General features: G+C 73.2%; 17 protein-coding genes and 1 pseudogene. 6 read left to right on the top strand and 12 right to left on the bottom strand.

All coding sequences use genetic code 11. From position 1 onward, the window contains the following. Nucleotides 1-753, bottom strand: a 753-nt coding sequence (locus ACZ4W9_RS31530; RefSeq protein ID WP_467941454.1) for a maltotransferase domain-containing protein, incomplete at its 3' end; no start/stop codon positions are given. A 334-nt stretch (nucleotides 754-1087) separates the two neighbouring features. Here ACZ4W9_RS31530 and ACZ4W9_RS31525 point away from each other — a divergent pair. Continuing rightward, nucleotides 1088-3706, top strand: a complete 2619-nt coding sequence (locus tag ACZ4W9_RS31525) for a glycosyltransferase family 1 protein (protein WP_467941453.1) — start codon at nucleotides 1088-1090, stop codon at nucleotides 3704-3706. 156 nt (nucleotides 3707-3862) lie between these two features. Here the strand turns inward: ACZ4W9_RS31525 and ACZ4W9_RS31520 are convergent, their stop codons facing one another. The 3 genes from ACZ4W9_RS31520 to ACZ4W9_RS31510 form a co-directional block, all read right to left on the bottom strand. Then, nucleotides 3863-4384 (bottom strand): DUF1990 domain-containing protein, encoded by a 522-nt coding sequence (locus ACZ4W9_RS31520; protein WP_467941451.1) that lies wholly within the window; start codon nucleotides 4382-4384, stop codon nucleotides 3863-3865. Between the two features lie 74 nt (nucleotides 4385-4458). Continuing rightward, nucleotides 4459-6111, bottom strand: a complete 1653-nt coding sequence (locus ACZ4W9_RS31515; RefSeq protein WP_467941449.1) for a M4 family metallopeptidase — start codon at nucleotides 6109-6111, stop codon at nucleotides 4459-4461. Between the two features lie 250 nt (nucleotides 6112-6361). Continuing rightward, a complete protein-coding gene (locus ACZ4W9_RS31510; protein ID WP_467941448.1) occupies nucleotides 6362-8419 on the bottom strand; it encodes a M4 family metallopeptidase in 2058 nt (685 codons plus the stop codon). A gap of 372 nt (nucleotides 8420-8791) precedes the next feature. Here ACZ4W9_RS31510 and ACZ4W9_RS31505 point away from each other — a divergent pair, with 372 nt between their 5' ends. Then, the gene (locus ACZ4W9_RS31505) at nucleotides 8792-11062 is read left to right on the top strand and encodes an ABC transporter ATP-binding protein (protein WP_467941447.1); all 2271 of its coding nucleotides are present in this window, start codon (nucleotides 8792-8794) and stop codon (nucleotides 11060-11062) included. Continuing rightward, nucleotides 11053-12996 (top strand): ABC transporter ATP-binding protein, encoded by a 1944-nt coding sequence (locus ACZ4W9_RS31500; RefSeq protein WP_467941459.1) that lies wholly within the window; start codon nucleotides 11053-11055, stop codon nucleotides 12994-12996. The genes ACZ4W9_RS31505 and ACZ4W9_RS31500 overlap by 10 nt, the downstream gene beginning before the upstream one ends. A gap of 30 nt (nucleotides 12997-13026) precedes the next feature. On the opposite strand, the gene ACZ4W9_RS31495 is transcribed toward ACZ4W9_RS31500, so the two are convergent. The 8 genes and pseudogenes from ACZ4W9_RS31495 to glgX all read right to left on the bottom strand — a co-directional run bounded on the left by ACZ4W9_RS31495 (nucleotide 13027) and on the right by glgX (nucleotide 21319). Then, the gene (locus ACZ4W9_RS31495) at nucleotides 13027-13587 is read right to left on the bottom strand and encodes a GNAT family N-acetyltransferase (RefSeq protein WP_467941445.1); all 561 of its coding nucleotides are present in this window, start codon (nucleotides 13585-13587) and stop codon (nucleotides 13027-13029) included. Nucleotides 13588-13614: 27 nt separating this feature from the next. After that, nucleotides 13615-15024, bottom strand: coding sequence for a sulfatase family protein (locus tag ACZ4W9_RS31490; RefSeq protein ID WP_467941444.1), 1410 nt, complete (start codon nucleotides 15022-15024; stop codon nucleotides 13615-13617). An 82-nt stretch (nucleotides 15025-15106) separates the two neighbouring features. Further along, nucleotides 15107-15202, bottom strand: a complete 96-nt coding sequence (locus tag ACZ4W9_RS31485; protein WP_358694091.1) for a putative leader peptide — start codon at nucleotides 15200-15202, stop codon at nucleotides 15107-15109. Nucleotides 15203-15262: 60 nt separating this feature from the next. Further along, a complete protein-coding gene (locus ACZ4W9_RS31480) occupies nucleotides 15263-16501 on the bottom strand; it encodes a hypothetical protein (protein WP_467941442.1) in 1239 nt (412 codons plus the stop codon). A 20-nt stretch (nucleotides 16502-16521) separates the two neighbouring features. After that, nucleotides 16522-17268, bottom strand: a pseudogene (locus ACZ4W9_RS31475) (dolichyl-phosphate beta-glucosyltransferase); the annotation flags it as partial. A gap of 119 nt (nucleotides 17269-17387) precedes the next feature. Continuing rightward, nucleotides 17388-17903 carry a hypothetical protein gene (locus tag ACZ4W9_RS31470; RefSeq protein WP_467941441.1) on the bottom strand — a complete coding sequence of 172 codons (516 nt, stop codon included), beginning with the start codon at nucleotides 17901-17903 and terminating at the stop codon, nucleotides 17388-17390. A 9-nt stretch (nucleotides 17904-17912) separates the two neighbouring features. Beyond that, nucleotides 17913-18419, bottom strand: a complete 507-nt coding sequence (locus tag ACZ4W9_RS31465; protein ID WP_467941439.1) for a SigE family RNA polymerase sigma factor — start codon at nucleotides 18417-18419, stop codon at nucleotides 17913-17915. A 656-nt stretch (nucleotides 18420-19075) separates the two neighbouring features. Next, entirely contained in the window at nucleotides 19076-21319 is a 2244-nt protein-coding gene (gene glgX, locus ACZ4W9_RS31460) for a glycogen debranching protein GlgX (protein WP_467941438.1), read from the bottom strand. Between the two features lie 235 nt (nucleotides 21320-21554). Between glgX and ACZ4W9_RS31455 the strand changes: the two genes are divergently transcribed. The 3 genes from ACZ4W9_RS31455 (at nucleotide 21555) to ACZ4W9_RS31445 (ending at nucleotide 25030) form a co-directional block, all read left to right on the top strand. After that, a complete protein-coding gene (locus tag ACZ4W9_RS31455; RefSeq protein WP_467941437.1) occupies nucleotides 21555-22778 on the top strand; it encodes a L,D-transpeptidase in 1224 nt (407 codons plus the stop codon). Nucleotides 22779-22954: 176 nt separating this feature from the next. Then, nucleotides 22955-24178, top strand: coding sequence for a L,D-transpeptidase (locus tag ACZ4W9_RS31450; RefSeq protein ID WP_467941435.1), 1224 nt, complete (start codon nucleotides 22955-22957; stop codon nucleotides 24176-24178). 84 nt (nucleotides 24179-24262) lie between these two features. Further along, on the top strand, nucleotides 24263-25030 hold the full coding sequence (locus tag ACZ4W9_RS31445) for an enoyl-CoA hydratase/isomerase family protein (RefSeq protein WP_467941434.1): 768 nt from the start codon (nucleotides 24263-24265) through the stop codon (nucleotides 25028-25030). Nucleotides 25031-25170: the final 140 nt, after the last annotated feature.

Raw genomic sequence — 25170 nt, 5'->3', positions numbered from 1 at the left:
GCGTTCCACGAGCAGGGGCATCGCGTCGGAGGCGGTGACCAGTTCCCGCAGCGGATACCGGGCGAGCACCTCCTCCACCTCCGGGGCGAGGGCCGACGCGAGGCGCCAGGCGGCCGGGCGGTCGCCGTCCCGCAGGGCCGCCGCCGCCTCCAGGACCGGACCGCGCCGTTCCTCGGGCATCCGGGCGGCGGCCCGCTCGTACAGCTCCGCGCCCTCCGTCAGCACCAGTTCCGTGTCGATGCCCGCGGGAATCTTGATCCGGGCGTGCTGCCGCCAGGTCGTGAGCGGATCCGACCAGGCCTCCACCGTGTAGGTCCAGCGCCCCGGTTCACCCGCGGTGACGGTGGCGCCCCAGCGGTCGGTGCCCGGGGCGAGTTCCCGCATCGGCGTCCAGGGCCCGGGCCGGCCCGCCGGGTCCCGCAGCACCACGTTCGCCGCGACCGCGTCGTGACCTTCTCGGAAGACGGTGGCCGTGACCTCGAACGACTCCCTGGCCACCGCCTTGGCGGGCCGGCGGCCGTGCTGGACCACGGGGCGTACGTCGAGGACGGGGATGCGGCCCAAGGCGGTGTCCGGCGCGGGCCGTTCACCCGAGGCGGGTGCGGTGGCGGACTGCTCCCCGGGTCCGGGCGCGGTGGCGGGCCGCTCCCCGGGCGCGGGGGCCGGGGCCGGCCCTTTCCCGCCCGTGGCCTTCCTTCCTGCTGCCTTGGCCTTGCTGCTGGGGGGTGATGACGAGTGGTGCCTGGCGGGCATGACCGCTCCTGTCCGCTGCAACGTGGGTATGGGCGGATGGATGTGGGGAGGTGGGTCCTGCGATGTGCTGTGGTACGCCTGTGAGGTGGATACCGGAAAGCCTTCCCCCTGGGTCCGGGTGGGCAATCCGGCACTGTGTTAACTACTCATGCGTACGTCCGCACACAAGACCGGTTCCCTCCCTTTCCGAGTGCCCGGTGACCGGCTTCTGACGCATCCCGACACCCCAGACGGGTACGTCCCCACCGACCGCGCGGTAACCACTACCGTCGAAGTCGACGACGAGACGCACGGCTTCGTGCGGCTCACCCCGCGACGCGTCCCGAGGTGGAATGTGAAGGCGATCCGTCGGTTCACCGTCCGTCCCGTTCTCCCCGACCCCCTTAGGCCGCTGAGTGACCTGGCGCGCAATCTGCGCTGGTCCTGGCATGCGGAGACACGCGATCTGTTCCAGTCCGTCGACCCCGAGGCATGGGCCGCGGCCGGCGGCGACCCGGTACGGCTGCTGGGCCGGGTGCGACCGGCCCGGCTGGCCGAACTGGCCGGGGACCGGCGGTTCCTGCGCCGGCTGACCGCCGCGGCCGACGACCTCGACGACTATCTGACCGGTGACCGCTGGTACCAGGCCCGCTCGGACGGCCTGCCCGCCGCCGTCGCCTACTTCTCCCCGGAGTTCGGCATCACGGCCGCCCTCCCGCAGTACTCCGGCGGTCTCGGCATCCTGGCCGGCGACCACCTCAAGGCGGCCAGCGACCTCGGCGTACCCCTCATCGGCGTCGGGCTGCTCTACCGGCACGGCTACTTCCGGCAGACCCTCTCCCGGGACGGCTGGCAGCAGGAGCACTATCCGGTGCTCGACCCCAACGAACTGCCGCTCACCCAGCTGAAGGAGCCCGACTCCACCCCCGCGCACATCTCCCTCGCCCTGCCCGGCGGCAAGGCGCTGCGCGCCCGGATCTGGCTGGCGCAGGTGGGTCGGGTGCCGCTGCTGCTGCTCGACTCGGACGTGGAGGAGAACGACCTCGGCGAACGCGGGGTGACCGACCGGCTCTACGGCGGCGGCAGCGAACACCGGCTGCTCCAGGAGATGCTGCTCGGCATAGGAGGGGTGCGGGCGGTGCGGACGTACTGCCGGCTCACCGGGCACCCGGTGCCGGAGGTGTTCCACACCAACGAGGGGCACGCCGGATTCCTCGGCCTGGAGCGGATCGCCGAACTCTGCGCACAAGGGCTGGATTTCGACGCCGCCCTGGAGGCGGTGCGGGCCGGCACGGTGTTCACCACGCACACCCCGGTCCCGGCCGGCATCGACCGCTTCGACCGGGAACTGGTCGCCCGGCACTTCGGACCGGACGCCGAACTGCCCGGCATCGACGTGCGGCGCGTGCTGGAACTGGGCCGGGAGAGCTATCCGGGCGGCGAGCAGAACCTCTTCAACATGGCGGTGATGGGGCTGCGCCTGGCCCAGCGCGCCAACGGGGTCTCGCTGCTGCACGGCCGGGTCAGCCGGGAGATGTTCGCGGGCCTGTGGCCGGGCTTCGACTCGGAGGAGGTGCCGATCACCTCGGTGACCAACGGCGTGCACGCGCCGACCTGGGTGGCGCCGGAGGTGCTGCGGCTGGCCACCCGGCAGGTCGGCGCCCAGCGGGCCGAGGACGCGCTGAGCGTCGGTGGCTCCGAGCGCTGGGACTCGGTCGCGGACATCCCGGACCAGGAGGTCTGGGAGCTGCGCCGGACCTTGCGCGAGCGGCTGGTGCTGGAGGTGCGCGATCGGCTGCGCGCGTCCTGGCGGCAACGCGGGGCCGGGAACGCCGAGCTGGGCTGGATCGACGGCGTCCTGGACCCGGACGTCCTGACGATCGGGTTCGCGCGCCGCGTCCCGTCGTACAAGCGCCTGACACTGATGCTCCGCGACCGCGACCGCCTCACGGAGCTGCTCCTGCACCCCGACCGCCCGGTCCAGATCGTGGTCGCGGGCAAGGCGCACCCGGCGGACGACAGCGGCAAGCGCCTGGTGCAGGAACTGGTCCGCTTCGCCGACGACCCCCGGGTCCGCCACCGCGTGGTCTTCCTCCCCGACTACGGCATGGGGATGGCGCAGAAGCTCTACCCCGGCTGCGACGTCTGGCTGAACAACCCGCTGCGCCCGCTGGAGGCCTGCGGCACGAGCGGCATGAAGGCGGCCCTGAACGGCTGCCTGAACCTCTCGGTGCTGGACGGCTGGTGGGACGAGTGGTTCCGGCCGGACTTCGGCTGGGCCATCCCGACGGCGGACGGCGCCGGCACGGATCCCGAGCACCGCGACGACGTCGAGGCGGCGGCCCTGTACGACCTGCTGGAACAGCGGATCGCGCCGCGCTTCTACGAGCGCGGGCGGGCCGGACTGCCCGACCGCTGGATCCAGATGGTCCGCCAGACCCTCTCCCTGCTCGGCCCGAAGGTGCTGGCGGGCCGCATGGTCCGCGAGTACGTGGACCGCCTGTACGCCCCCGCGGCGCGGGCGCACCGGGCGCTGAACCCGGACACCGCCCGGGACCTGGCCGGGTGGAAGGCCCGGGTGCGGGCGGCCTGGCCCGGGGTGAGCGTGGACCACGTGGAGACGACGGCGACGACACCCACGGCGGAACTGGGGACGACGGTGGGCCTGCGGGTCCGGGTGGCCCTCGGCGAGCTGACCCCCGACGACGTGGAGGTCCAGGCGGTGTCGGGCCGGGTGGACGAACAGGACCGCATCACCGACGCCACGGTCGTCCCGCTGAAGCCGGCCGGCGCCTCGGACCTGGAGGGCCGCCTCCTCTACGAGGGCCCCCTCTCCCTGGACCGCACCGGCCCCTACGGCTACACGATCCGCATCCTCCCCACCCACCCCCTCCTGGCCTCCCCCGCGGAACTGGGCCTGCTGACGCTCCCGTCACAGGAGGTGGTGGAGGGGGCGGGGATGGTGTTGCGGTGAGGCGGACGCGTCGCCGCCGGATGGAGAGGGAGAGCCCGGTGAGCCCGCACACCGCATCGCCGGGATGTCGTGCGGGCCCCGGCTCTCCCGTCCATACCGGTCCCGGAGTTCATCTCCCGCCCGTTCGCCCGGGGAGGCGTGGATCCGGGGACCGGATCACGACTCCGGTGCGTCTTCGCACAGGCGTTTGAGGACCGTTCCGCAGCGGCGGGCGTAGGCGTGCTGGAGGCCTCTGGTGGCCGGGCCGCCCGCTTTCGCGTACCACTTGGCCGGCTTGCTGAAGGCGGAGACCGTGAGCCAGACCGTGCCGTCTCCGGTGCGCTCGACCACGAAGGCCTCCTCGCCGCACTCGGGGTGGCCCCGGAGGGTGCCGTAGGCCCAGCCGGCGCGGCGGGGTTCCTCGGTGGTCCAGACGATGCGGCAGGGGGCCTTGACGACACCGGCCAGGGTGACCGTGACGTCGACGCCCAGGGCCGCGCGGTCGGCGGTGGCGTCGATGCCGACGCCCAGGGCGCGGTGCATCTCCCAGCTCATGACCGCCTCGGCGGCCCGCCGGAACACCGCGTGGCCCTCGCCGAGGCGGGTGCGCACGAGCATCGGGTGGAAGCCGGGCGGGCAGAACGACGGGTCGTCGCGGGTCGCACCGACCGGCTCATAGGTGAAGGGCGCCGAGGACATGGGACACAAGGGTAGGGGCGGCACCCGGGACCTGCTGCTCCCGGGTGCCGCCCCTGTGCCGGTGCCGGCGGGTACTAGCTGACGTTGACGGCGGTCCAGGCCGCCGCGACCGCCTTGTACTCGGCGCTGGTGGAGCCGTACAGCGCGGACGCCGCGTTCAGGGTCGCCGTGCGGGCGGCCTTGTAGTTGGTCGTCGACGTCATGTACGTGGTCAGCGCCTTGTACCAGATCTGCAGCGCCTTGGCGCGACCGATGCCGGTGACGGCGGTGCCGTTGTAGGTCGGCGAGTTGTAGGTCACGCCGTTGATCGTCTTCGAACCGCTGCCCTCCGCGAGGAGGTAGAAGAAGTGGTTCGCGACGCCGGACGAGTAGTGGACGTCCTTGTTGCCGACCGTGGAGGACCAGTAGTCCGCCGAGCCGCCGTCCTTGCTGGGCTTGTCCATGTAGCGCAGCGGGGTGCCGTCGCCGTTGATGTCGATCTTCTCGCCGATGAGGTAGTCACCGGAGTCGGACGCGTTGTTGGCGAAGAACTCCACGCCCGTGCCGAAGATGTCGCTGGTGGCCTCGTTCAGGCCGCCGGACTCACCGGAGTAGTTGAGGCCCGCGGTGTTCGAGGTGACACCGTGGCTCATCTCGTGGCCGGCCACGTCCAGCGAGGTCAGCGGGTCGGCGTTGCCGTATCCGTCGCCGTAGGTCATGCAGAAGCAGCTGTCGTCCCAGAACGCGTTGACGTACGCGTTGCCGTAGTGCACGCGGGAGTAGGCCCCGACACCGTTGTTCTTGATGCCGTTGCGGCCGAACGTGCTCTTGTAGAAGTCCCAGGTCACGCCCGCGCCGTAGGCGGCGTCGGCGGCCGCCGTCTGGTCGGACGAGGAGGTGGAGGCGGTGCCGGTGCCGAAGACGTTGGTCGAGCTGGCCACCAGGGTGCCCGTGCCGGACGTCTTGCGGGCCAGGTTGTAGGTCTTGTGGTTGCCCCGCGCGCTGTCGGTGAGCTGGTACGTCGAGCCCGACTGCACGGAGTTGAGGGTGACCGTGCCGGAGTACAGCGTCTTGCCGGTCGCGTTCTCGATGCCCTGGTACTCGTAGAGCTTCTTGCCGGTGGCCGCGTCGGTGATGACGTGCAGCTGGTTCGGGGTGCCGTCCTCCTGGAAGCCGCCGACGACCGTCTCGTAGGCGAGGACGGGCTTGCCGGAACCGGCCCAGATGACCTTGCGGGCGCCGTCCGCGGTGGTCTTGGCGGAGCCGAGCGCCTTGGCGGCGGACACCGCCTGCTTCTCGGCCTTGGTCGCGGTGATCTGCGGCTTGAGCGAGGCCGGCTTCAGGGACGCGGAGGTCGCCTTGGTGACGCCCTGGGTCTTGCCGGACTCGGCCGTGTGGACGATCAGGTCGCCGCCGAGCACCGGCAGGCCCGCGTAGGTGCGCTCGTAGCGGGTGTGCAGGGTGCCGTCGGCGTCCTTGACGACGTCCTTGGCGACCAGCTTCTCCTGGGTGCCGAGGCCTATCCGGCGGGCGGTGTCGGCCGCGCCGCTCTGGGCCTGCTGGATCAGGGAGGTACGGGCCGCGGCGGACAGCGCGGTCGGGGCGGCGGCCAGGGGCTTGGCGGCGGGACCGGCCGGGGACTGTGCGCTGGCACTGGTGGTCAGGCCGGTGGCGAGCAGGGCTCCGGCGGCGACCGCGGTGGCGATGGCCAGGGTGGTGCGCTTGTGACGCGCGTAGAGGGGGCTCACGCAAGCTCCTTCGTGGGGGAGTCCGGACAGCGTGGGGTTACTGGCCGGAGTGTGTGGCGTTGTGAAGTTGCTGTGCTGCTGCGGCGGGTGGAGAGAGAGTGACATCAAGGGCGCGTACATGTCAGGACCCTGAAGTGATGTTGGCCGAAAATCGACCAACCGATGAACGTTTCCTGGGTGTTAACCGGCGCCGCCCGAGGGGGTGCACCCCCCGGGCAACGCCGTCAACTCGGGCCTGACACCTCGCGCTTTACGGGAAAGTCAGCTTCCAGCCGTTGATCGTTCCCGTGTCGTAGGTGGCTTGATCCTGTACCCGCAGCTTCCAGGTGCCGTTGGCCGTCTCCGCCGAGGCGTTGACCGTGTAGGTCTCGTTGACGCCGTCCCCCGAGTCCGAGGAGCTGTAGTCCTTCAGCCGGTAGGCGGTGCCGGACGGGCCGACGAGGTCGATCACGAGGTCGCCCCGCCAGGTGTGCGAGATGTCCACGGCCACCTGGAGGCCGCTCGGCGCGTTCCCGGTCCGCCCGGACACGGCGATGTCCGAGGTCACGGCCGGCCCGTTGTCCGGGATGGACACCGGTGTGCTGCTCTCGTACGACGTGCCGCCGCCCCCGCCGCCGTCACCGGAGCGGGCCCCGACCCCGACGCCCGCCCAGGCGTCCTGCACCGCCTTGTACTCGGCGCTGGTGGTGCCGTACAGCTCGCCGGCCGCCGCGAGGGTGCCGGTGCGGGCGCCCGCGTAGTTGGTGGTGGACGTCCACTTGGTGGTCAGCGCCCGGTACCAGATCTGCAGCGCCTTGTCCCGGCCGATGCCGGTGACCGCGAGGCCGTCCGCGGTGGGCGAGTTGTAGCTGACGCCGTTCACGACCTTGGCGCCGCTGCCCTCGCTCAGCAGGTAGAAGAAGTGGTTCGCCGGGCCGGACGAGTAGTGCACGTCCACGCCGCCGATGCCGGAATACCAGTTGTCCTTGGACGCGCCGTCCTTGCTGGGCTTGTCCATGTAGCGCAGCGGGGTGCCGTTGCCGTTGATGTCGATCTTCTCGCCGACCAGGTAGTCCCCGACGTCGGTGGAGTTGTTCGCGTAGAACTCCACGCCCGCGGCCATGATGTCGCTGGTCGCCTCGTTCAGGCCGCCGGACTCGCCGCTGTAGTTGAGGTTCGCGGTGGCCGAGGTGACGCCGTGGCTCATCTCGTGTCCGGCGACGTCGAGCGAGGTCAGCGGCTTGGTGTTGCCGGAGCCGTCGCCGTAGGTCATGCAGAAGCAGCTGTCCGTCCAGAAGGCGTTGACGTACGCGTTGCCGTAGTGGACGCGGGAGTAGGCGCCGGCCCCGTTGTTCTTGATGCCGTTGCGGCCGAAGACGCTCTTGTAGAAGTCCCAGGTGAGCGCCGCGCCGTAGTGCGCGTCCGCGCCCGCGGTGGCCGCGTTGGAGGAGGTGCCGTTGCCCCAGGTGTCGGAGGACTGCGAGAACAGCGTGCCGGTGCCCGAGGTGCCGCGGTTGAGGTTGTACGTCTTGTGGCCGCCGCGCGCCCCGTCGGTGAGGGTGTACGTCGAGCCCGACTGGGTCGTGGTCAGCGCGACCTGCCCGCTGTACTGGGTGTTGCCCACCCCGTTCTTGACGCCCTGGTACTCGTAGAGCTTCTCGCCGGTGGCCGCGTCGGTGACGACGTGCAGCTGGTTCGGGGTGCCGTCCTCCTGGAGCCCGCCGACGACCGTCTCGTACGCCAGCACGGGCTTGCCGGTCGCCGCCCAGATCACCTTGCGGACGCTGTCCGCGGCCGGCTTGCTCCCGCCGAGCGCCTTCGCCCGCCGCACGGCCTGCTGCTCGGCGGCCGTCCTCGTCACCGCCGGGGTGAGACCGGCGACCTTCAGCGTGGCGTTGGTGGCCCGCACCACCTCCATGGTCTTGCCGGCGGAGGCGGTGGCCACGACCAGGTCGCCGCCGAGCACCGGCAGGCCCGCGTACGTCCGCTCGTACCGGGTGTGCAGGGTGCCGTCGGCGTCCTTCACGACGTCCTTGACGACCAGTTTCTCCTGGTCGCCCAGGCCCAGCCGGCGGGCGGTGGCGGCCCGGTCGGCGTCGGCGTGACGGATCAGCTCGGCGCGCTGCGAGGGTGTCAGCTTGACCGCCGTGTGCGCCGGGTTCGCCCTGCCGGCCCCCGGGTTCGCCGGGGCCGCGGTGGCGGCGCCGGCCTGGACGGCGGCGGCGATCAGGGCGGCGACACCGGCGAGGGCGACGGTGGCGGTGCGGCGGTGTGCCGTGGTGCGCTGTGCTGTGTGGGAGGTGCGTCCGCGAGAGGAACTGCTTCTCAACACTGACTCCTTCTGCGGGACCGCGGGTCGCGCGGCCAGGGGAGACCGGACGAGGGGTTCGGGCGTCCGGGCAGAACAGGGCGGTACGCGGAACCAGATGCGGGTGCTCGGCCGGCCCAGGCGGGCGTGCGGAGAGCTGTGGGGTCGCTGTGAGTCGGCCTGGGAAGAGTGGCAGGAGATCTCACCGCCTGTCAGGACCGCATCACGAACTTGGCCGGAAATGGTCCGTTGACCGGATGTTCATGTTCGGTATGCGAACTGTTGGCGTGGGGTGTTCCCTCCGCGGGGCCCCGGTCGCGGAGCCGGCGCGGGGGCGCGGTCCGGCCAAAACTCGGTGGGCGGGGCCGGTGGCGGTCCGTACGCTCGCGATTGATGCCCACGACACCCTTGTCCCCGACGCCCTCGCCCGCGGCGCCCTCGCCCACGGCTCCCGCGACCGCCGGACGATCCGCCGTCCGCACCCTGTTGCGGCTGTGGCCGTACGTGCGCCCCGTCCGCGCCCGGCTGTTCACCGCCGCGGCCATCGCGGTCGTCGCCTCCTGTACCGGGCTGGTGATCCCGCTCGTCCTGAAGTGGCTGGTGGACGGGCCGGTCGCCGACCACGACCCGGCGGGCGTCTGGCTCGGCGCGCTCTACCTGCTGCTGCTCGGCATCGCCGAAGCGGTCCTGTTCGGCATCCGGCGCTGGCTCGTGGCCCGGCCGCTGTCGCACGTCGAGGCGGAGATGCGGGCGGGGCTGTACCGCCGGCTCCAGCGCCTGCCCGTGGCCTTCCACGACCGCTGGGCGTCCGGCCAGCTGCTCTCGCGCGCCACCACGGACCTGATGCTGCTGCGCATGTTCCTCGCCTTTCCGCTGACCTTCCTGCTGGTCAACGGCGTGACGATCCTGGTCGGCCTGGTCATCATGCTGCTGCAGGACTGGATGCTGGGCCTGGTCATCCTCGGTCCCGCCGTCCCCGTGATGTGGACCTGCGCCGTCTTCGAACGGCGGTACGCGCAGGTGGCCCGGCGCGCCCAGGACCAGGTCGGGGACCTGACGACGCTGGTCGAGGAGAGCGTGCTCGGCATCCGCGTCGTCAAGGGCTTCGGCCGCCACCGCAGCCAGGCGCGCGCGTTCCGCGAACTCGCCGGCCGGCTCCGGGGCACGGAACTGCGCAAGGCGCGGCTGCTGGCCACCATCTGGGGGGTCATCGTGACGCTGCCCGAGGTGGCCGTCGGGGCGGCGCTGGTCCTCGGCGCCGTCCGCGTCGCCGACGGCGAACTGTCCGCCGGCACGCTGGTCGCCTTCCTCGGCACGGCGCTCGCGCTGCGCTGGCCCGTCGACTCCATCGGCTTCCTGCTGGCGATGAGCCAAGAGGCGGCGACGGCGACGGAACGGTACTTCGAGGTGATGGACGAGGCGCTGGAGGGCGAACCCGAGCCGGGCGGCGAGGGGGCCGCGGGCGGTGCGGGCGTTGCGGGGGACGCGGATGAGGCCGCGGCGGGTGCCGGGGACCGAGTCGGCGTCGGGGGTGGTGTCCGGGCCGGTTCCGGGGGCGGTGCGGAGGGGGGTGCCGGGACCGGGGCCCCGTCAGGGGCCCGAGGTGGAATCGTGTCGGGAGCCGGTGGCGGAGCAAAGAGGGGGCCCCGCACCGGAGCCCGGGCAGGGGCCGGCGTCGGGGAGGGAACCGTGGCGGGGGCCGGGGCCGGCGTCGGTGACGGAACCGGGGTCGGGGGCGGTGTCCGAGCCGGTTCCGGGGGCGGAGTCGTGGTGGGAGGCGGGGGCGGCGACGGGGCCCGGGCCGGAGCCGGGGGTCAGGCCGAGGCCGGGGGTCAGGGCGAGGCCGGGGGTCAGGGCGAGGCCGGGGCCGGCCGCTCGCGCTCGTACGGGGCCCGGTCCGGGGGGCGTTCGGGGGACGCGGCCGGGATCCGTTTCGAGGGGGTCCGGTTCCGGTATCCCGACGCGCCGCCCGGCTCACCGCCCCTTCTCGACCGTATCGACCTGCACATACGCCCCGGCGAGTCCATGGCCCTCGTCGGCGCCACCGGGAGCGGGAAGACGACGCTCACCGCCCTCGTCCCCCGGCTGTACGAGGTCACCTCGGGCCGGATCACGCTCAACGGCGTGGACATCACCGCCATGTCCCGCGAGGAACTGCGCTCCCGGGTCGCCGTGGCCTTCGAGGAACCCACCCTCTTCTCGGCGAGCGTCGGCGAGAACGTGCTGATGGGCGCCCCGGCCGGGGCCGGGAGGGCCGAACTCGACCGGGCCCTCGCCATCGCCCAGGCCGACTTCGCGCACGCGCTGCCCCAGGGCACGGACACCCGCGTCGGCGAACAGGGCCTCAGCCTGTCCGGCGGCCAGCGCCAGCGCCTCGCGCTGGCCCGCGCGGTGGTCGGCCGGCCCGAGTTCCTCGTACTGGACGACCCGCTGTCCGCCCTCGACGTGCACACCGAGGCCGCCGTGGAGGCCGCGCTGCGGCAGGTCCTCGCGGACACCACCGCGCTGATCGTCGCCCACCGCCCGTCCACGGTGCTGCTCGCCGACCGGGTCGCCCTGCTCTCGGGCGGCCGGATCGCGGCCGTCGGCAGCCACCAGGAACTCCTGCGTGACAACGCCGAGTACGCCCATCTGATGTCCGGGGAACAGGAGGAATCCCGTTGACCACCACGAGCCCCTCCGGCCCCGGCGTCGCCGACGACGACCCCGCCCTCTCGCAGCCCCCGAACGGCACCGACGCCCCGGACGGCAAGGACCGTGAGGACGGCAAGGACCGTGAGCACGGCAAGGGCGAGGGCAGCGACGGGGGCGACCCCTTCGACCGGGACGTGCTGCCCACGCCGCCCGGCGCCACCACCGCCCTGCTGCGCTCCCTGCTCGCGCCGATGAGGTCCCGGGTCGCGCTCACCACGCTCCTCCTCCTGCTCCAGCAGGCGGCGGTGCAGGCGGGCCCGCTGCTGGTGGCGTACGCCATCGACACCGCCGTACCGGCGCTCCGGAACGACCGGCACGGCCCGCTGATCGCGGTCGCCGCCGGCTATCTGCTGTGCGCGCTCGCCTCGGGCACTTTGCAGTTCGCGTTCGTGGCGGCCTCCGCGCGGGTCAGCCAGGACGTGCTGCTGGACCTCAGGGGCCGGATCTTCCGGCACGCGCAGGCGCTGAGCGTCGACTTCCACGAGCGGTATACCTCGGGCCGGCTGATCTCCCGGTCCACCACGGACGTGGAGTCGCTGCGCGAACTCCTCGACGAGGGGCTCCAGGAGCTGGTGACCGTCATCCTGTCCTTCGTCTACATCTCGGCCATGCTGCTGTGGCTGGACCTCGGCCTCGGCGGGGTCGCGGTGGCGTCCTTCGTACCGCTGTACCTGCTCGTGCGGCTGTACCGGCGGCGCGCGGGGCGGGTGTTCGGCGCGCGGTCCACGGCGATCGCGGCGGTGATCGTGAAGTTCGTGGAGACGATGAACGGCATCCGCCCGGTGCGCGCCTTCCGCCGGGAGGCGGCCAACGACGCCGCGTTCGCGGAGCTGAACGCCCGGCACGAGCGCAGGAACGGGGACGCGCTGCTGGAGATGGCCCGCTATGTGGTCGGCTCCCGGCTGGTGGCCAACACGGCGGTCGCGGCGATCGTGCTGTGGGGCGCCCAGCGGGTGGCGTCCGGCTCGCTGGAGCTGGGCGTGCTGGCGGCGGCCGTGCTGTATCTGCGCCGGCTGTACGACCCGATCGACCGGCTCGGCATGTTCCTGAACTCCTACCAGTCGGCCGCCGCCTCCCTGGAGAAGATCGCCGGGCTGCTGGCCCAGAAGCCGACCGTGCCCGAGCCGGCCGCGCCGCGCGAACTCCCGCCGCCGGGGCGCGGCATACCCGGCCGCGAGGTGGTCTTCGACGGGGTCCGGTTCGCCTACCGCACCGGCGGCGAGGTGCTGCCCCGTTTCGACCTCACCCTGCCCGCCGGCCAGACGGTCGCGGTCGTCGGCTCCACCGGCGCGGGCAAGTCGACCCTGGCCAAGCTGCTCGCCCGGTTCTACGACCCCTCCGGCGGACGGGTGCTGCTGGACGGCGTCGACCTGCGCGAGCTGGCGACGGCGGAACTGCGGCGCGGGGTGGTCATGGTGACGCAGGAGGCGTTCCTGTTCTCCGGCACGGTCGCCGACAACATCGCCATCGGCCGGCCCGACGCCACCCGGGAGGAGATCGAGGGCGCGGCGCGGGCGATCGGCGCGCACGAGTTCATCAGCGCGCTGCCCGACGGCTACGACACCGACGTCCGCAAGCGCGGCGGCCGCATCTCCGCCGGCCAGCGCCAGCTGGTCGCCTTCGCCCGGGCACTGCTCGCCGACCCGGCGGTGCTGATCCTGGACGAGGCGACCAGCTCGCTGGACGTGCCGGGGGAGCGGGCGGTGCAGCGGGCGATGTCGACGGTGCTGCGGGGCCGCACCGCCGTGGTGATCGCCCACCGGCTGTCCACCGTGGAGATCGCGGACCGGGTCCTGGTGATGGAACACGGCCGCGTCGTCGAGGACGGCCGCCCCGCCGACCTCGTCGCCGCCACCGGCCGCTTCGCCGACCTCCACCGCGCCTGGCGGGACAGCCTGGCGTGACCGGCCGGCACCCGCACACGCGGCCCGGGGTCAGCCCGGCGGCGGACCGTCGTGCAGGATCCGCTGGAAGAGACGGTGATCCCGCCATTCCCCATTGATGTGCAGATACCTCGGGGCCATGCCGATCGGCTCGAAACCGTTCTTCCTGAGCACGCGCTGCGACGGGGCGTTGTCGGGAAGCGTGGTGGCCTCGACGCGGTGCAGACCGACGAGGTCGCGGGCCGCGCGGCAGACGCTCGCCACGCCCGCGCTCGCCAGCCCCCGGTTCTGCCGGTCGGGGGCCACCCAGTACCCCAGATAGGCGCTGCAGAACGGCCCGAACGTCATCCCCGAGAGGGTGATCGTGCCGACGACGGCGCCGTCGCTCTCGAACACCCACGGCACCGCCCGCCGTTCCGCGAACTGCCTCAACTGCTCACGGACGCGTTCGGCCTGGCCTTCGACGGTGAAGAAGCCGTCCGGGCGGCGCGGCTCCCACGGAGCCAGATGATCCCGGCTCGCGGCGTACGCGGAACACAGCGCTTCCGCGTCGCCGAGGCGGACGAGCCGCAACAGGACGCCGCCCGGCAGCACTTCCGGAGAAATGATCATCCGGTCACTGTAGTGCGCACACCGGAGTCAGGACCTGGCCGGATACGGCAGCAGCCCCCGTGCGACGTCCTCCCACGCCCCCTTCAGCTCGGCCAGCAGTTCCGGGCGGTCGGGGGCGAGGTCGGCCTGTTCGCGCAGGTCGGCGGCGAGGTGGTAGAGGTGGTCGGTGCCGTCGGCGTCCTGGTAGTACTTCCAGTCGCCCCGGCGCAGCGCCCGGTTGCCGCGGACCCGCCAGAACAGGTCGCGCTCGGGGAGGCGTTCGCCGCGCAGCAGATAGCCCGCGAGGCTGGTGCCGTCCAGGGGGTAGGCGGGGTCGGGGCGGGCACCGCCGAGTTCCAGCAGGGTCGCGGTCCAGTCGGGGGAGTAGTTCGGCTCGTGGCTGACCTGGTGGCCGTCGATCCGGGCGGGCCAGCGCAGGATGGCCGGCACCCGGATGCCGCCCTCCTGGAGCGTGGACTTCCCGCCGCTCAGCGGCCACTGGTACGACCAGCGCTCACCGCCGTTGTCGCTGGCGAACAGCACCAGCGTGTTCTCCTCCTGCCCGGAGCGGCGCAGCGCGGCCAGCACCTCGCCGACGGCCGCGTCCAGGCTCTGCACCATCTCGGTGTACTTGGCGACCGAGCCGCCGTCGTGGTGGTTGAGGGCCGCGGTGATCTGGCCCGGGGTCTTCGCGGCCCGGACCCGCGCGGCGATCTCGGCACCGGTCTCCGCGTCGCCCTCGGCCAGCCACGGCCAGTGCGGGGTGGTGAAGTTCAGGTTCAGCAGCCAGGGCCGGCGGTGCCTGCGGCCGACGTACTCGACGGCCCGCTCGGTCAGCACGGTGGTGTAGTAGCGCAGGTCGTGGTACTCGGCGTCGCCCTCGTACAGGTCGTAGGTGCCCAGCTGGCCCAGCTTGGAGAAGTACTCCAGCACCCCGCCGAAATTGCCGAAGAACTCGTCCCAGCCGGACTTGGTCGGGCTGTAGTCGGGCAGCCAGCCGCAGTGCCACTTGCCGATGAGGGCCGTGTCGTAGCCGGCCTTCTTCAGCAGCGAGGCGAGCGTGGGGTGGCTCGGGTCCAGCCCCTGGGACCGGTCGGCCACCGGTTCGGCGAGGCCGCCCTTGGTACGGCCCGGGTAGCGGCCGGTGTAGAGGCTGAAGCGGGTCGGCGAGCAGGTCGCCGAGCCGGAGTAGGAATCGGTGAACCGCACGCCCTGACGGGCCAGCCGGTCCAGGTTCGGGGTCTTGATGTGCGGGGCGCCGTACGCGGACAGGTCGGCCCAGCCGAGGTCGTCACCGAGGATGACCAGGATGTTGGGGCGGGACCCGGAGGCGGCGGGGCGGGCGCGGAAGGGACGTTCGGCGGGCGCGGCCTGGGCGGGGGTCGCGGCACCGGCGACGGTGGAGACCGCGCCGCCGCCGAGCAGACCGCCGAAGACACGGCGGGATATGTCGGACATGCGGGATCCTTGAAACGGCCGTGCCCCGTCACGGGGCACGGCGAGGTGAAGGAGGGAAGAAGAAGGGGGACGAGGGTGCGGGTCAGCGACACAGGGCGCTGGACTGCCGGCACAGGTCCACGTGCCGCCGCGCCACGAGCGCGATGCGCGCGCGTGTGTGTTCCGTGGCAGGCCTCATGATCACAGGACGGTGCCAGCAAGCCGCACGCGCCGTCAAGACACCGTCCGCCAGGCGGAATCACGGCACCCCCAGCTCGAACAGGGCGTAACCGGCGTACGAGCCCGAGGCCAGCGCCGCGATCCCCAGCAGCGTGCACAGCACCGGCAGGCTCAGCCGGCGCAGCGCGACCGCGAGCGGCAGGAACAGCGGGAAGCAGGGCAGCAGATAGCGGGAGATGTTGGCGACGATCTGCTGGCTGCCCAGGACCAGCGCCAGCGTGAGGACGGTGTACAGCACCAGCACCGCCGGCGGACGCAGCCGCAGCAGCAGCGGCAGCAGCGCACAGGCCAGCAGGATGACGCCGACCGAGATGACGTCCGCGAACGGGTAGGCGAAGAGGTAGTCGAACTTGCCCACGGGCACGGACGTGAGCACGTCCAGGGTCTGCTTGCCGTAGTCGAAGCTGTGCGCCCAGGCGCCCGACTGGAGCTTGAAGTAACCGCCCAGGTCGCCCATGCGGTTGCCGACCCACAGCAGATAGCCGAAGAGTCCCAGCGGGGCCAGCGCCATGGCCAGCACCGGGCGCAGCACCCCGCCCTCCTGGCGGCGCAGGTCCAGCAGCGCGGCCACGCCGAGCGCGGCGATCAGCGCGCCGGCCGTGGGCCGGTTCAGCCCGGCCGCGAAGGTGAGCATGCCCGCGGTGAGCCAGCGGCGGGTGAGCACCGCGTGACAGGCCCAGGCGGCCAGGGCCACGTAGAGGGAGTCGGAGTAGACCGCCCACTCCACGCCCGAGCCGGGCCACACCGCCCACAGCCCGGCCGCCGCGAGCCCGGCCCGCCGGCCGCCGAACCGCTCCGCGACGGCGTAGATGCCGAGGGCGGCGGCGAAGGAGGCGACGACGGAGACCAGCATGCCGGCGCCGTAGGAGCCGAGGCCGGTGACCGCCGAGGTCAGCCGTATCAGCGCCGGGTACAGCGGGAAGAACGCCGCCGAGTTGCCCTCCAGCGTGATCAGGCCGGTGGCGCCGGGGACCGGGACGAGCTTCGGGTCGTAGCCGTGCAGCGCGATCTGCTGGTACCACCAGCCGTCCCAGGTGGCCAGCACGTCCCAGGCGTGCGCGCCGCCGCCGAACCGGGGGTGCTTGCCCCGGTAGTCCCCGGTCGAGGACAGCAGGTACATGAACGAGCAGAAACCGGCCAGCTTCAGCGTGCCGAACAGGGCGAGGACCGGTCCGTGGCGCCGGGCGGCGGCCCGCGCCCGGGAGCCCGGCACGGCCTGGGCGTCCGGTGTGCGTATGCCGGGCAGAGTCGCGGTCACCGGACCACCGGCCCCGGACGGCGGGCCAGGGTGCGCCGCATCCGCACGATCCCGCGCAGGTCCGCCAGCGCGGTGGCGAACAGGTCCACGCTGCTGTCCGGGTCGTCGACCCAGTCCACCGGCACCTCGTGGATCCTGAGGCCCGCCCGTTCGGCGAGCACCAGCAGCTCGGTGTCGAAGAACCACTCCCCGTCCCGCACCAGTGGCAGCAGCCGCTCGGCCGTCTCGCGCCGGACCGCCTTGAACCCGCACTGCGCGTCGGAGAAGCCCACGGCGAGCGTGCAGCGCAGCAGGACGTTGTAGCAGCGGGAGATGACCTCGCGCTTGGTCCCGCGCACCACCCGCGCCCCCGGCGCCAGCCGGGTGCCGATGGCCAGGTCGGAGTGGCCGGAGATCAGGGGCGCGACCAGCGGCAGCAGCGCGGCCAGCCCGGTGGACAGGTCCACGTCGAGGTACGCCAGCACGGGCGCCCGGGAACCGGACCAGGCGGCCCGGAGCGCCCGGCCCCGGCCCTTTTGCGGCAGCCGCAGCGAGGTGACCTCGGCCAGCTCGCCGGCCAGCCGGGCGGCGATGGCCGGGGTGCGGTCGGTGCTCGCGTTGTCGGCGATCGTGATCCGGAAGGGGTAGGGGAAGGTGTCCCGCAGATGGGTGTGCAGCCGCCGGACGTTGGGCTCCAGGTCCTTCTCCTCGTTGAACACCGGCACGGCCACGTCCAGGACGGGATCGGCCGCCTCGTGGACGGCCCGCAGCGGGGCGGGCCGGGGTATGCGCCGGTGTGCCGGCGCGCCGGAGGGCGGCAGGCCGGACCGGCTCGGTCGGATGTGCGTCACATGAATCCCGTTGGTTCTGGTCGGGCGGGTATGCCGGGGCGGGCGGAGGGGCGGGGCTAGCCGGTGGCCGTCGGCGACGGCCCGCCCGACGGTGTGGCGGGCGCGCTCACGGGTGCGGTGGCCGGGGGCGTGGCGGCGGTGCCGCGACCGTTCGCCGTGGTGGACGGCGGCCGGTGGGTGGCCGTGGCCGTGGGCGGGGCGGAGACGCTCCAGGTGCGGTCCGGCGTCGCGGAGTCCGTCGACGTCGGTGTCGTGGACGTCGGTGTCGCCGACGGCGCGGCCGGTGACCGGGTCGGCGGCTCGGACGGGGAGGCGCTCGGCGTCGGCCCCGGGCTGGAGGCCGGCCGCGGCGGGGCGGCGGGCCGGTCGTCGGTGGGGCCGTGCGGCCACAGCACCAGCGCCAGACCCAGCCCGGCCCCCGCCAGGACGCAGCCGGCCGCCCGGCGCGCCGCGCGCACCCGGCGCCGGGCGCGCACCCCGGCGCGCAACGCCTCCCGGTGCCGGGCCTCGAAAGGCGCCGGCTGCGGGTCCTGCCGCAGCAGCCCCGCCAGCCGCCGCTCGAAGTGATCCATACCTCTTCCTCACCCCACCGGCTCGATGACGTCGGCCAGCAGCCGGCGCAGCCGGGCCACCCCGCGCGCGGCATGGGACCGGGCCGTGCCCACCGGGCAGCCCAGGGCCTCGGCGACCTGCCGGTCGGGCAGGTCCTGGTAATAGCGCAGCACCACGGCGGCCCGCTGGCGCGGGGTCAGCCGGGCGAGCGCCGCCTCCAGCCGGGACCGCTCGGCGACGGTCGCCGACAGGTCCCCGGCCGCCACGGTCTCCGGCAGTTCCTCCACGGGCCGCTCGCCCCACCAGCGGCGGCGGGCCGAGCGGGCCGCGGCCCGCGCCAGCACCTTGCGCACGTAGGCCTCCGGCGCCTCGTCGGCGACCTTCGGCCACGCGAACCACAGCTTGACCAAGGACTCCTGCAAGAGGTCCTCGGCGCGGTGCCGGTCGCCCCCGGTGAGCAGACGGGCCAGATGGAACAACACCGACCAGCGGGCCGCCACGAACGCGTCGTACTCACCGGCCCTGGCCTGCTCCATCCTCACGGTCCCCGTTCTCGCCGGCTGTCTTCACCAGGAGAAAGGCCCTGGACCCCGGCCCGCGCTGCACTTCGCGGGAGTGATCCGCGTCACGCGCGGCCGTCGCACAGGCCCCGCGCAGTGTCACACAGGCCCGCGACGGCCCGGACACCCCCCACGGCGGCACGGGCCGGCTCGGCCCGGGGGCAGGAGCCGACAGGGCCCGGCCGGGCTCGGAGGGCCGGCGGCGGCATGGTCACCCCGGCCCGGACGCCCAGACGGCACGGCCCCCGGCGGACGAATCGCGACGGTCCGGCCCGCCCCGGCTCAGACGTCCCGCAACGGCAGCGCGACCTCGGCTCAGACGTCCCACGGCGTGCGGTCCAGCCCGGCCCAGGCACCCCATGACGGCCCGCCCACCGGCGGACGCCCCGCGGCAGCCCGCCCCCGGCGGACGACCCGCGGCAGCCCGCCCCCGGCGGACGACCCGCGGCAGCCCCCCGGTGGAGGACCCGCGGCAGCCCGGCCCGCCCCGGCCCAGGCGTCCCGCAGGGTGCGGCACCGCCTCCGAGCCCAGGCGTCCCGCAGGGTGCGGCACCGCCTCCGAGCCCAGGCGTCCCGCAGCGCGAGTACGGCCCCGGCCCAGGCGTCCCGCAGCGGGCGGGTACCGCCCCGGCTCAGGTCACCCGCAGCAGCAGCACCGTCCGGCCCGGCACCGTGATCCGTGTGCCCGCCCGGTGGACCGTGCCCGGCGGCGCGGTCTGCTCCTCGGCGGAGGTGTCCACGACCAGCTCGTAGCGCTCGGCCCACGGCGGCCCCGGCAGCACGAAGCCGGTCGGCCGCTCGCCCGCGTGCAGCACCGCGAGGAAGCTGTCGTCGACCACCGGCGCGCCCCGCTCGTCCCGGCCCGGTATGTCCCGTCCGGACAGGTACATGCCGAGCGTGGCGGCGGGCGCGTACCAGTCGCCCTCGGTCATCTCCGCTCCCCGCGCGGTGAACCAGGCCAGGTCCCGCAGCCCGTCCGCGGTCTGCGCGCGGCCGGAGAAGAAGGCCCGCCGGCGCAGCACCGGATGCCGGTGGCGCAGCGCGATCAGCCGCGCGGTCAGGTCGTACAGCGCCCGCCAGCCCGGCTCGGAGAGCAGTGACCAGTCCACCCAGCCGATCTCGTTGTCCTGGCAGTAGGCGTTGTTGTTGCCGTGCTGGGTGCGGCCGAACTCGTCCCCCGCCACCAGCATGGGCACGCCCGTGGACAGCAGCAGGGTGGTGAGCAGGTTGCGCAGCTGCCGGCGGCGCAACGCCCGTACGCCCTCGTCGTCGGTCTCGCCCTCCGCCCCGCAGTTCCACGAGCGGTTGTCGTCGGTGCCGTCCCGGTTGTCCTCGCCGTTGGCCTCGTTGTGCTTGGTCCCGTACGACACCAGGTCGCGCAGGGTGAAGCCGTCGTGCGCGGTGACGAAGTTGACCGAGGCGTAGGGGCGCCGGCCGCCCCAGGCGTACAGGTCGCTGGAGCCGGACAGCCGGTAGCCCATCTCCCGTACGTCGGGCAGCGCGCCCCGCCAGAAGTCCCGCACGGCGTCGCGGTAGCGGTCGTTCCACTCGGTCCACAGCGGCGGGAAGGCGCCCACCTGATAGCCGCCGGAGCCGATGTCCCACGGCTCCGCGATCAGCTTCACCCGGCGCAGCACCGGGTCCTGGGCGATCACCGCGAGGAACGGGGAGAGCATGTCGACGTCGTGCATCGAGCGGGCCAGCGCCGCCGCCAGGTCGAAGCGGAAGCCGTCCACGCCCATCTCGGTCACCCAGTAGCGCAGCGAGTCGGTGATCAGCCGCAGCACCTGGGGCTGGACGACGTGCAGGGTGTTGCCGCAGCCGGTGTAGTCGGCGTAGCGGCGGGCGTCGTTCTGGAGCCGGTAGTAGCCGCGGTTGTCGATCCCCTTCAGGGACAGCGTCGGGCCCAGCTCGCCCGCCTCCGCGGTGTGGTTGTAGACCACGTCGAGGATGACCTCGATGCCGGCCGCGTGCAGCGCGCGCACCATCCGCTTGAACTCGCCGACCTGCCGGCCCGCCGTCCCGGAGGCGGCGTAACCGGCGTGCGGGGCGAAGTAGCCGATGGAGTTGTAGCCCCAGTAGTTGGTGAGGCCCCGGCGCAGCAGGTGGTCCTCGTGCGCGAACTGGTGCACGGGCAGCAGCTCCACGGCCGTCACGCCCAGCCCCACCAGGTGCTCGATCGCGGCCGGGTGCGCGAGCCCGGCGTAGGTGCCGCGCAGCTCCTCGGGGATGCCCGGGTGGAGCTTGGTGAAGCCGCGCACGTGCAGTTCGTAGATCACCGAGTCGGCCCACGGCGTCTTCGGGCGGCGGTCGTCGGACCAGTCGTCGTCATCGTGCACGACGACCCCCTTCGGGACGTACGGCGCCGAGTCCCGCTCGTCGCGCACGGTGTCGGCCGCCGACTGGTCCGGCCAGTCCCGCACATGCCCGTACACCTCCGGCGGCAGCGCGAACTCGCCGTCCACCGCCCGCGCGTACGGGTCGAGCAGCAGCTTGGCCGGGTTCCAGCGGGCGCCGGTCCACGGGTCCCAGCGGCCGTCGACCCGGTAGCCGTACCGCTGTCCGGGCAGCACCCCCGGCACGAAGCCGTGCCATATCTCGTGCGTCAGCTCGGTCAGCGGGATCCGGGTCTCCCGGCCGGCCTCGTCGAACAGGCACAGCCGGACCGCCTCCGCGCCGGCCGCCCACAGCGCGAAGTTGGTGCCGGCGACCCCGTCCGGGCCGGTCCGGAACCGGGCCCCCAGCGGGGTGGGCGTGCCCGGCCACACGACCGGGGCGGGCGGTACGGGCCGCCGGGCGCCGCTCACCGCCGCCGGTTGCCCGCTCCCGGCGGCCGGCTCCCCGGCCGGTGCCCGCTGCTCGGCTGCGCTCGTCACTGTCGGCCCCTCTGCTCGGCGGCTCGCCCGAGGGGCGCGGCCGGACCGGACGGCCGGGGGTGTCTCGGCATCCCCGGCCGTCCGGCACGACTGCGCCCCGACGGCTCCGACACGGGCGCTGGAGCGCCTCCTTCTGCGGTGGCGGCTCCCCAGCGTGTCGTCCTTCCCTCTGTTCTGCCCAGCGGGTGGCTCGCACTCACGTTTCCCCGGAGCGTGCCCGGTCGTTGAGTCCCGTGTGAGGCACGCAACTGGACGCGCACGGCGCGCGGGGGCCGCGCTGGCCGCCGTACTGACATGGGCGGGGCTGCTCGCGGGCTGCTCCGCGAACGGCACGGGACCGCTGGGCACGGGCGGGGCACGGGGGGAGTCCCCGGCCCCCGAGGACGTCATCCGGGTGACCCCCGACGACGGGAGCAGGGCCGTACGCCCGGACGAGCGGCTGCGGATCCGGCTGCCCGGCGGGCGGCTGGAGAAGGTGACCGTGGTCCGGGAGCAGGACGCGCGGGCGGCGCCGGTCCCCGGGCGGATCAGCGCCGACGGGCTGACCTGGCGGCCCGAGGAGGAACGGCTGGCGCTCGCCGCCCGGTACACCGTGGACGTGGTCGCGCGGGACGACCGGGGCCGCCGCTCGGCCCGGCACACCACCTTCACCACCTACGTCCCCGGCGAACGGTTCATCGCCTACGCCACCCCGGAGAACCGCTCCACCGTCGGCACCGGGATGATCGTCTCGCTCTCCTTCAGCCGGGAGATCACCGACCGCGCCGCCGTCGAGCGCGCCGTCCGGATCACCGCCCGGCCGCCCGTCGAGATCCGCCCGCACTGGTTCGGCAAGGACCGGCTGGACTTCCGGCCCGAGCGGTACTGGAAGCCCGGCACCGAGGTCACCGTCGGCCTGGACCTGCGGGACGTCGAGGGCGCCCGCGGCGTCTACGGCCTCCAGCAGAAGACGGTCTCCTTCACCGTCGGCCGCAGCCAGGTCTCCCTGGTCGACGCGGCCCGGCACATGATGGAGGTGCGGCGCGACGGGGCGCTGCTGGCCACCGTTCCCGTCACCGCGGGCGCCCCCAAACACCCCAGCTACAACGGCAAGATGGTGGTGATGGACATGCTGGAGGTGACCCGCATGAACAGCCGCACGGTCGGCTTCGGCGGCGAGTACGACATCCCCGACGTCCCGCACGCCATGAAGCTCACCGACTCCGGCACCTTCCTGCACGGCAACTACTGGGCGCCGGAAGCCCCCGGGCAGGTCAACGTCAGCCACGGCTGCATCGGCCTCCGGGACGTCAAGGGCGGCGGTTCGGACACCCCGGCGGGCTGGTTCTTCGACCGCAGCCTCGTCGGCGACGTCATCGAGATCGTGCACAGCAAGGACAAAACGGTCGCCCCGGACAACGGTCTCGGCGGCTGGAACATGGACTGGAAGGACTGGGTGGCGGGCAGCGCGGTGAAGTGACGGTCCGGTGAGGGGGGCGCCCGGTGGCCGGGGCGCAGGTCGGGGGGGAATCTGGGACGGAACGGTGACGTTCACCCCGCGCCCGGCGCGCATCCAGGCAGTTAATATGCGCGCACATAAGTGGTGGGGAGCGGGCCGGGTCATGCCTGGTCCGGCGAGGGGAGAACAACTTGAACATGCGGCCTGTACCGGGGGCGTCGGCCAGGAGGCGGCGGGGCCGTGGGGGACTGGCGGTCATAGCCGGGGCCCTGGTGCTGTCGCTCGCCGCGTGCGGCGGGGGCGGCGGCTCCGGGGCCGGTTCCGGCGAGGGGAAGGGCAAGGGGGGAGCGCGGGACGGGCAGTCCACGGCCGCGGTCAGCATCGCGCCCAAGCCCGGTGCCACCGGCGTGGACACCAGCGGCGCGCTCGAGGTCGGCGTCTCCGGGGGCAAGCTGACCGAGGTCACCGTCAAGGACGAGAAGGGCACCGAGGTCGAGGGCGCCGTCACCGGGGGCGGCGCGTCCTGGACGCCGTCGGCCCATCTGGCCGCCGGCACCAAGTACACGGTGCACGCGGTCGCCAAGGACTCCGAGGGCCGCGAGGCCGCCGAGGACTCCAGCTTCACCACGCTGACGCCGAAGAACACCTTCGTGGGCTACTTCACCCCCGAGGACGGCTCCACCGTCGGCGTCGGCATGCCGTTCTCCATACGCTTCACCCGGGGCATCACACACCCCGAGGCCGTCGAGAAGGCCGTGCGCATCAAGACCGAGCCCGCCGTGGACGTCGAGGGCCACTGGTTCGGCAACGACCGCCTGGACTTCCGCCCCGAGAAGTACTGGAAGGCCGGCACCAAGGTCACCGTCGACCTCGACCTGGACGGCGTCGAGGGCCGTGAGGGCGTCTACGGCAAGCAGCGCAAGACCGTGCGGTTCACCATCGGCCGCAACCAGGTCTCCGTGGTGGACGCCAAGAAGCACACGATGAAGGTCACCCAGGACGGCAAGGTCGTCAAGACCATCCCGGTCACCACCGGCAAGCCCGGCTACGACACCTGGAACGGCCAGATGGTCATGAGCGAGAAGCTCACCGTCACCCGCATGAACGGCGAGACCGTCGGCTACGGCGGCGAGTACGACATCAAGGACGTCCCGCACGCCATCCGGCTGACCACCTCCGGCACCTTCCTCCACGGCAACTACTGGGGCGGCGACGCCTTCGGCAACTACAACGCCAGCCACGGCTGCGTGGGCCTGCGCGACGTGCGCGGCGGCTACGACGGCTCCGTCCCGGCGGCCTGGTTCTTCAACCACTCGATGGTCGGCGACGTGGTGGTCGTCAAGAACAGCCACGACGCCACGGTGGCCCCGGACAACGGCCTCAACGGCTGGAACATGTCCTGGGCGGAATGGAAGAAGTGAGCCCGCGCTGACATCGTGACGGGCCCGGTGCTGTGACCTACGGCACCGGGCCCGTCCGCGTTAGTCACCGTTAACCTGAGCCCCATGACCGTCACTCTCGAAGTCGCCGAAGGCGTCGGCACCCTGCGGCTGGACCGGCCCCCGATGAACGCGCTGGACATCGCCACCCAGGACCGGCTGAAGGAACTGGCCGAGGAGGCCGGCCGCCGGGACGAGGTGCGCGCCGTGGTCCTCTACGGCGGCGAGCGGGTGTTCGCGGCCGGCGCGGACATCAAGGAGATGCAGGACATGGACCACGCCGGGATGATCCGGCGCGCCCGTGCCCTGCAGGACGCCTTCACCGCCGTGGCCCGCATCCCCAAGCCCGTCGTCGCGGCCGTCACCGGCTACGCGCTCGGCGGCGGCTGCGAACTGGCCCTGTGCGCCGACTACCGCATCGCCGCCGACAACGCCAGGCTCGGCCAGCCCGAGATCCTGCTCGGGCTGATCCCGGGCGCCGGCGGCACCCAGCGGCTGCCCCGGCTGATCGGCCCCTCCCGGGCCAAGGACCTCATCTTCACGGGCCGTCAGGTCAAGGCCGACGAGGCCCTGGCGATCGGCCTGGTGGACCGGGTCGTCCCGGCCGCCGAGGTGTACGAGCAGGCGCACGCCTGGGCCGCGCGGCTCGCCAAGGGCCCGGCCATCGCGCTGCGCGCGGCCAAGGAGGCCGTCGACACCGGACTGGAGACCGACCTCGACACCGGGCTCGCCGTGGAACGCAACTGGTTCGCGGGCCTGTTCGCCACCGAGGACCGGGAGCGGGGCATGCGCAGCTTCGTGGAAGAGGGACCGGGCAAGGCGAAGTTCGCCTGACGGCTGGGTGACACACGGCCGGCGGGCCGGTGCGTCCGCCCGCCGGCCGGTGCGTGCCGTGGGCAATTGACGCGTTGTCTTATTCCCGGGTCCCCCGTTGGGGCGGTTCGTGGGAGCCTTGGGGCAGCCGGGGAACCGCG

It is taken from the genome of Streptomyces sp. NPDC029296, assembly GCF_055569255.1.
The sequence above is the reverse complement of the archived record's forward strand: the minus strand, read 5'-3'. Positions and strand labels throughout refer to the sequence as shown.

Coding starts and splice junctions, on each gene's coding strand:
- ACZ4W9_RS31520 (WP_467941451.1), bottom strand. CDS start 4,384: ATGTCCTCGGCGCCCTTCACCTATGAGCCGGTCGGTGCGACCCGCGAC.
- ACZ4W9_RS31505 (WP_467941447.1), top strand. CDS start 8,792: ATGCCCACGACACCCTTGTCCCCGACGCCCTCGCCCGCGGCGCCCTCG.
- ACZ4W9_RS31495 (WP_467941445.1), bottom strand. CDS start 13,587: ATGATCATTTCTCCGGAAGTGCTGCCGGGCGGCGTCCTGTTGCGGCTC.
- ACZ4W9_RS31490 (WP_467941444.1), bottom strand. CDS start 15,024: ATGTCCGACATATCCCGCCGTGTCTTCGGCGGTCTGCTCGGCGGCGGC.
- ACZ4W9_RS31485 (WP_358694091.1), bottom strand. CDS start 15,202: ATGAGGCCTGCCACGGAACACACACGCGCGCGCATCGCGCTCGTGGCG.
- ACZ4W9_RS31470 (WP_467941441.1), bottom strand. CDS start 17,903: ATGGATCACTTCGAGCGGCGGCTGGCGGGGCTGCTGCGGCAGGACCCG.
- ACZ4W9_RS31465 (WP_467941439.1), bottom strand. CDS start 18,419: ATGGAGCAGGCCAGGGCCGGTGAGTACGACGCGTTCGTGGCGGCCCGC.
- ACZ4W9_RS31450 (WP_467941435.1), top strand. CDS start 22,955: ATGCGGCCTGTACCGGGGGCGTCGGCCAGGAGGCGGCGGGGCCGTGGG.
- ACZ4W9_RS31445 (WP_467941434.1), top strand. CDS start 24,263: ATGACCGTCACTCTCGAAGTCGCCGAAGGCGTCGGCACCCTGCGGCTG.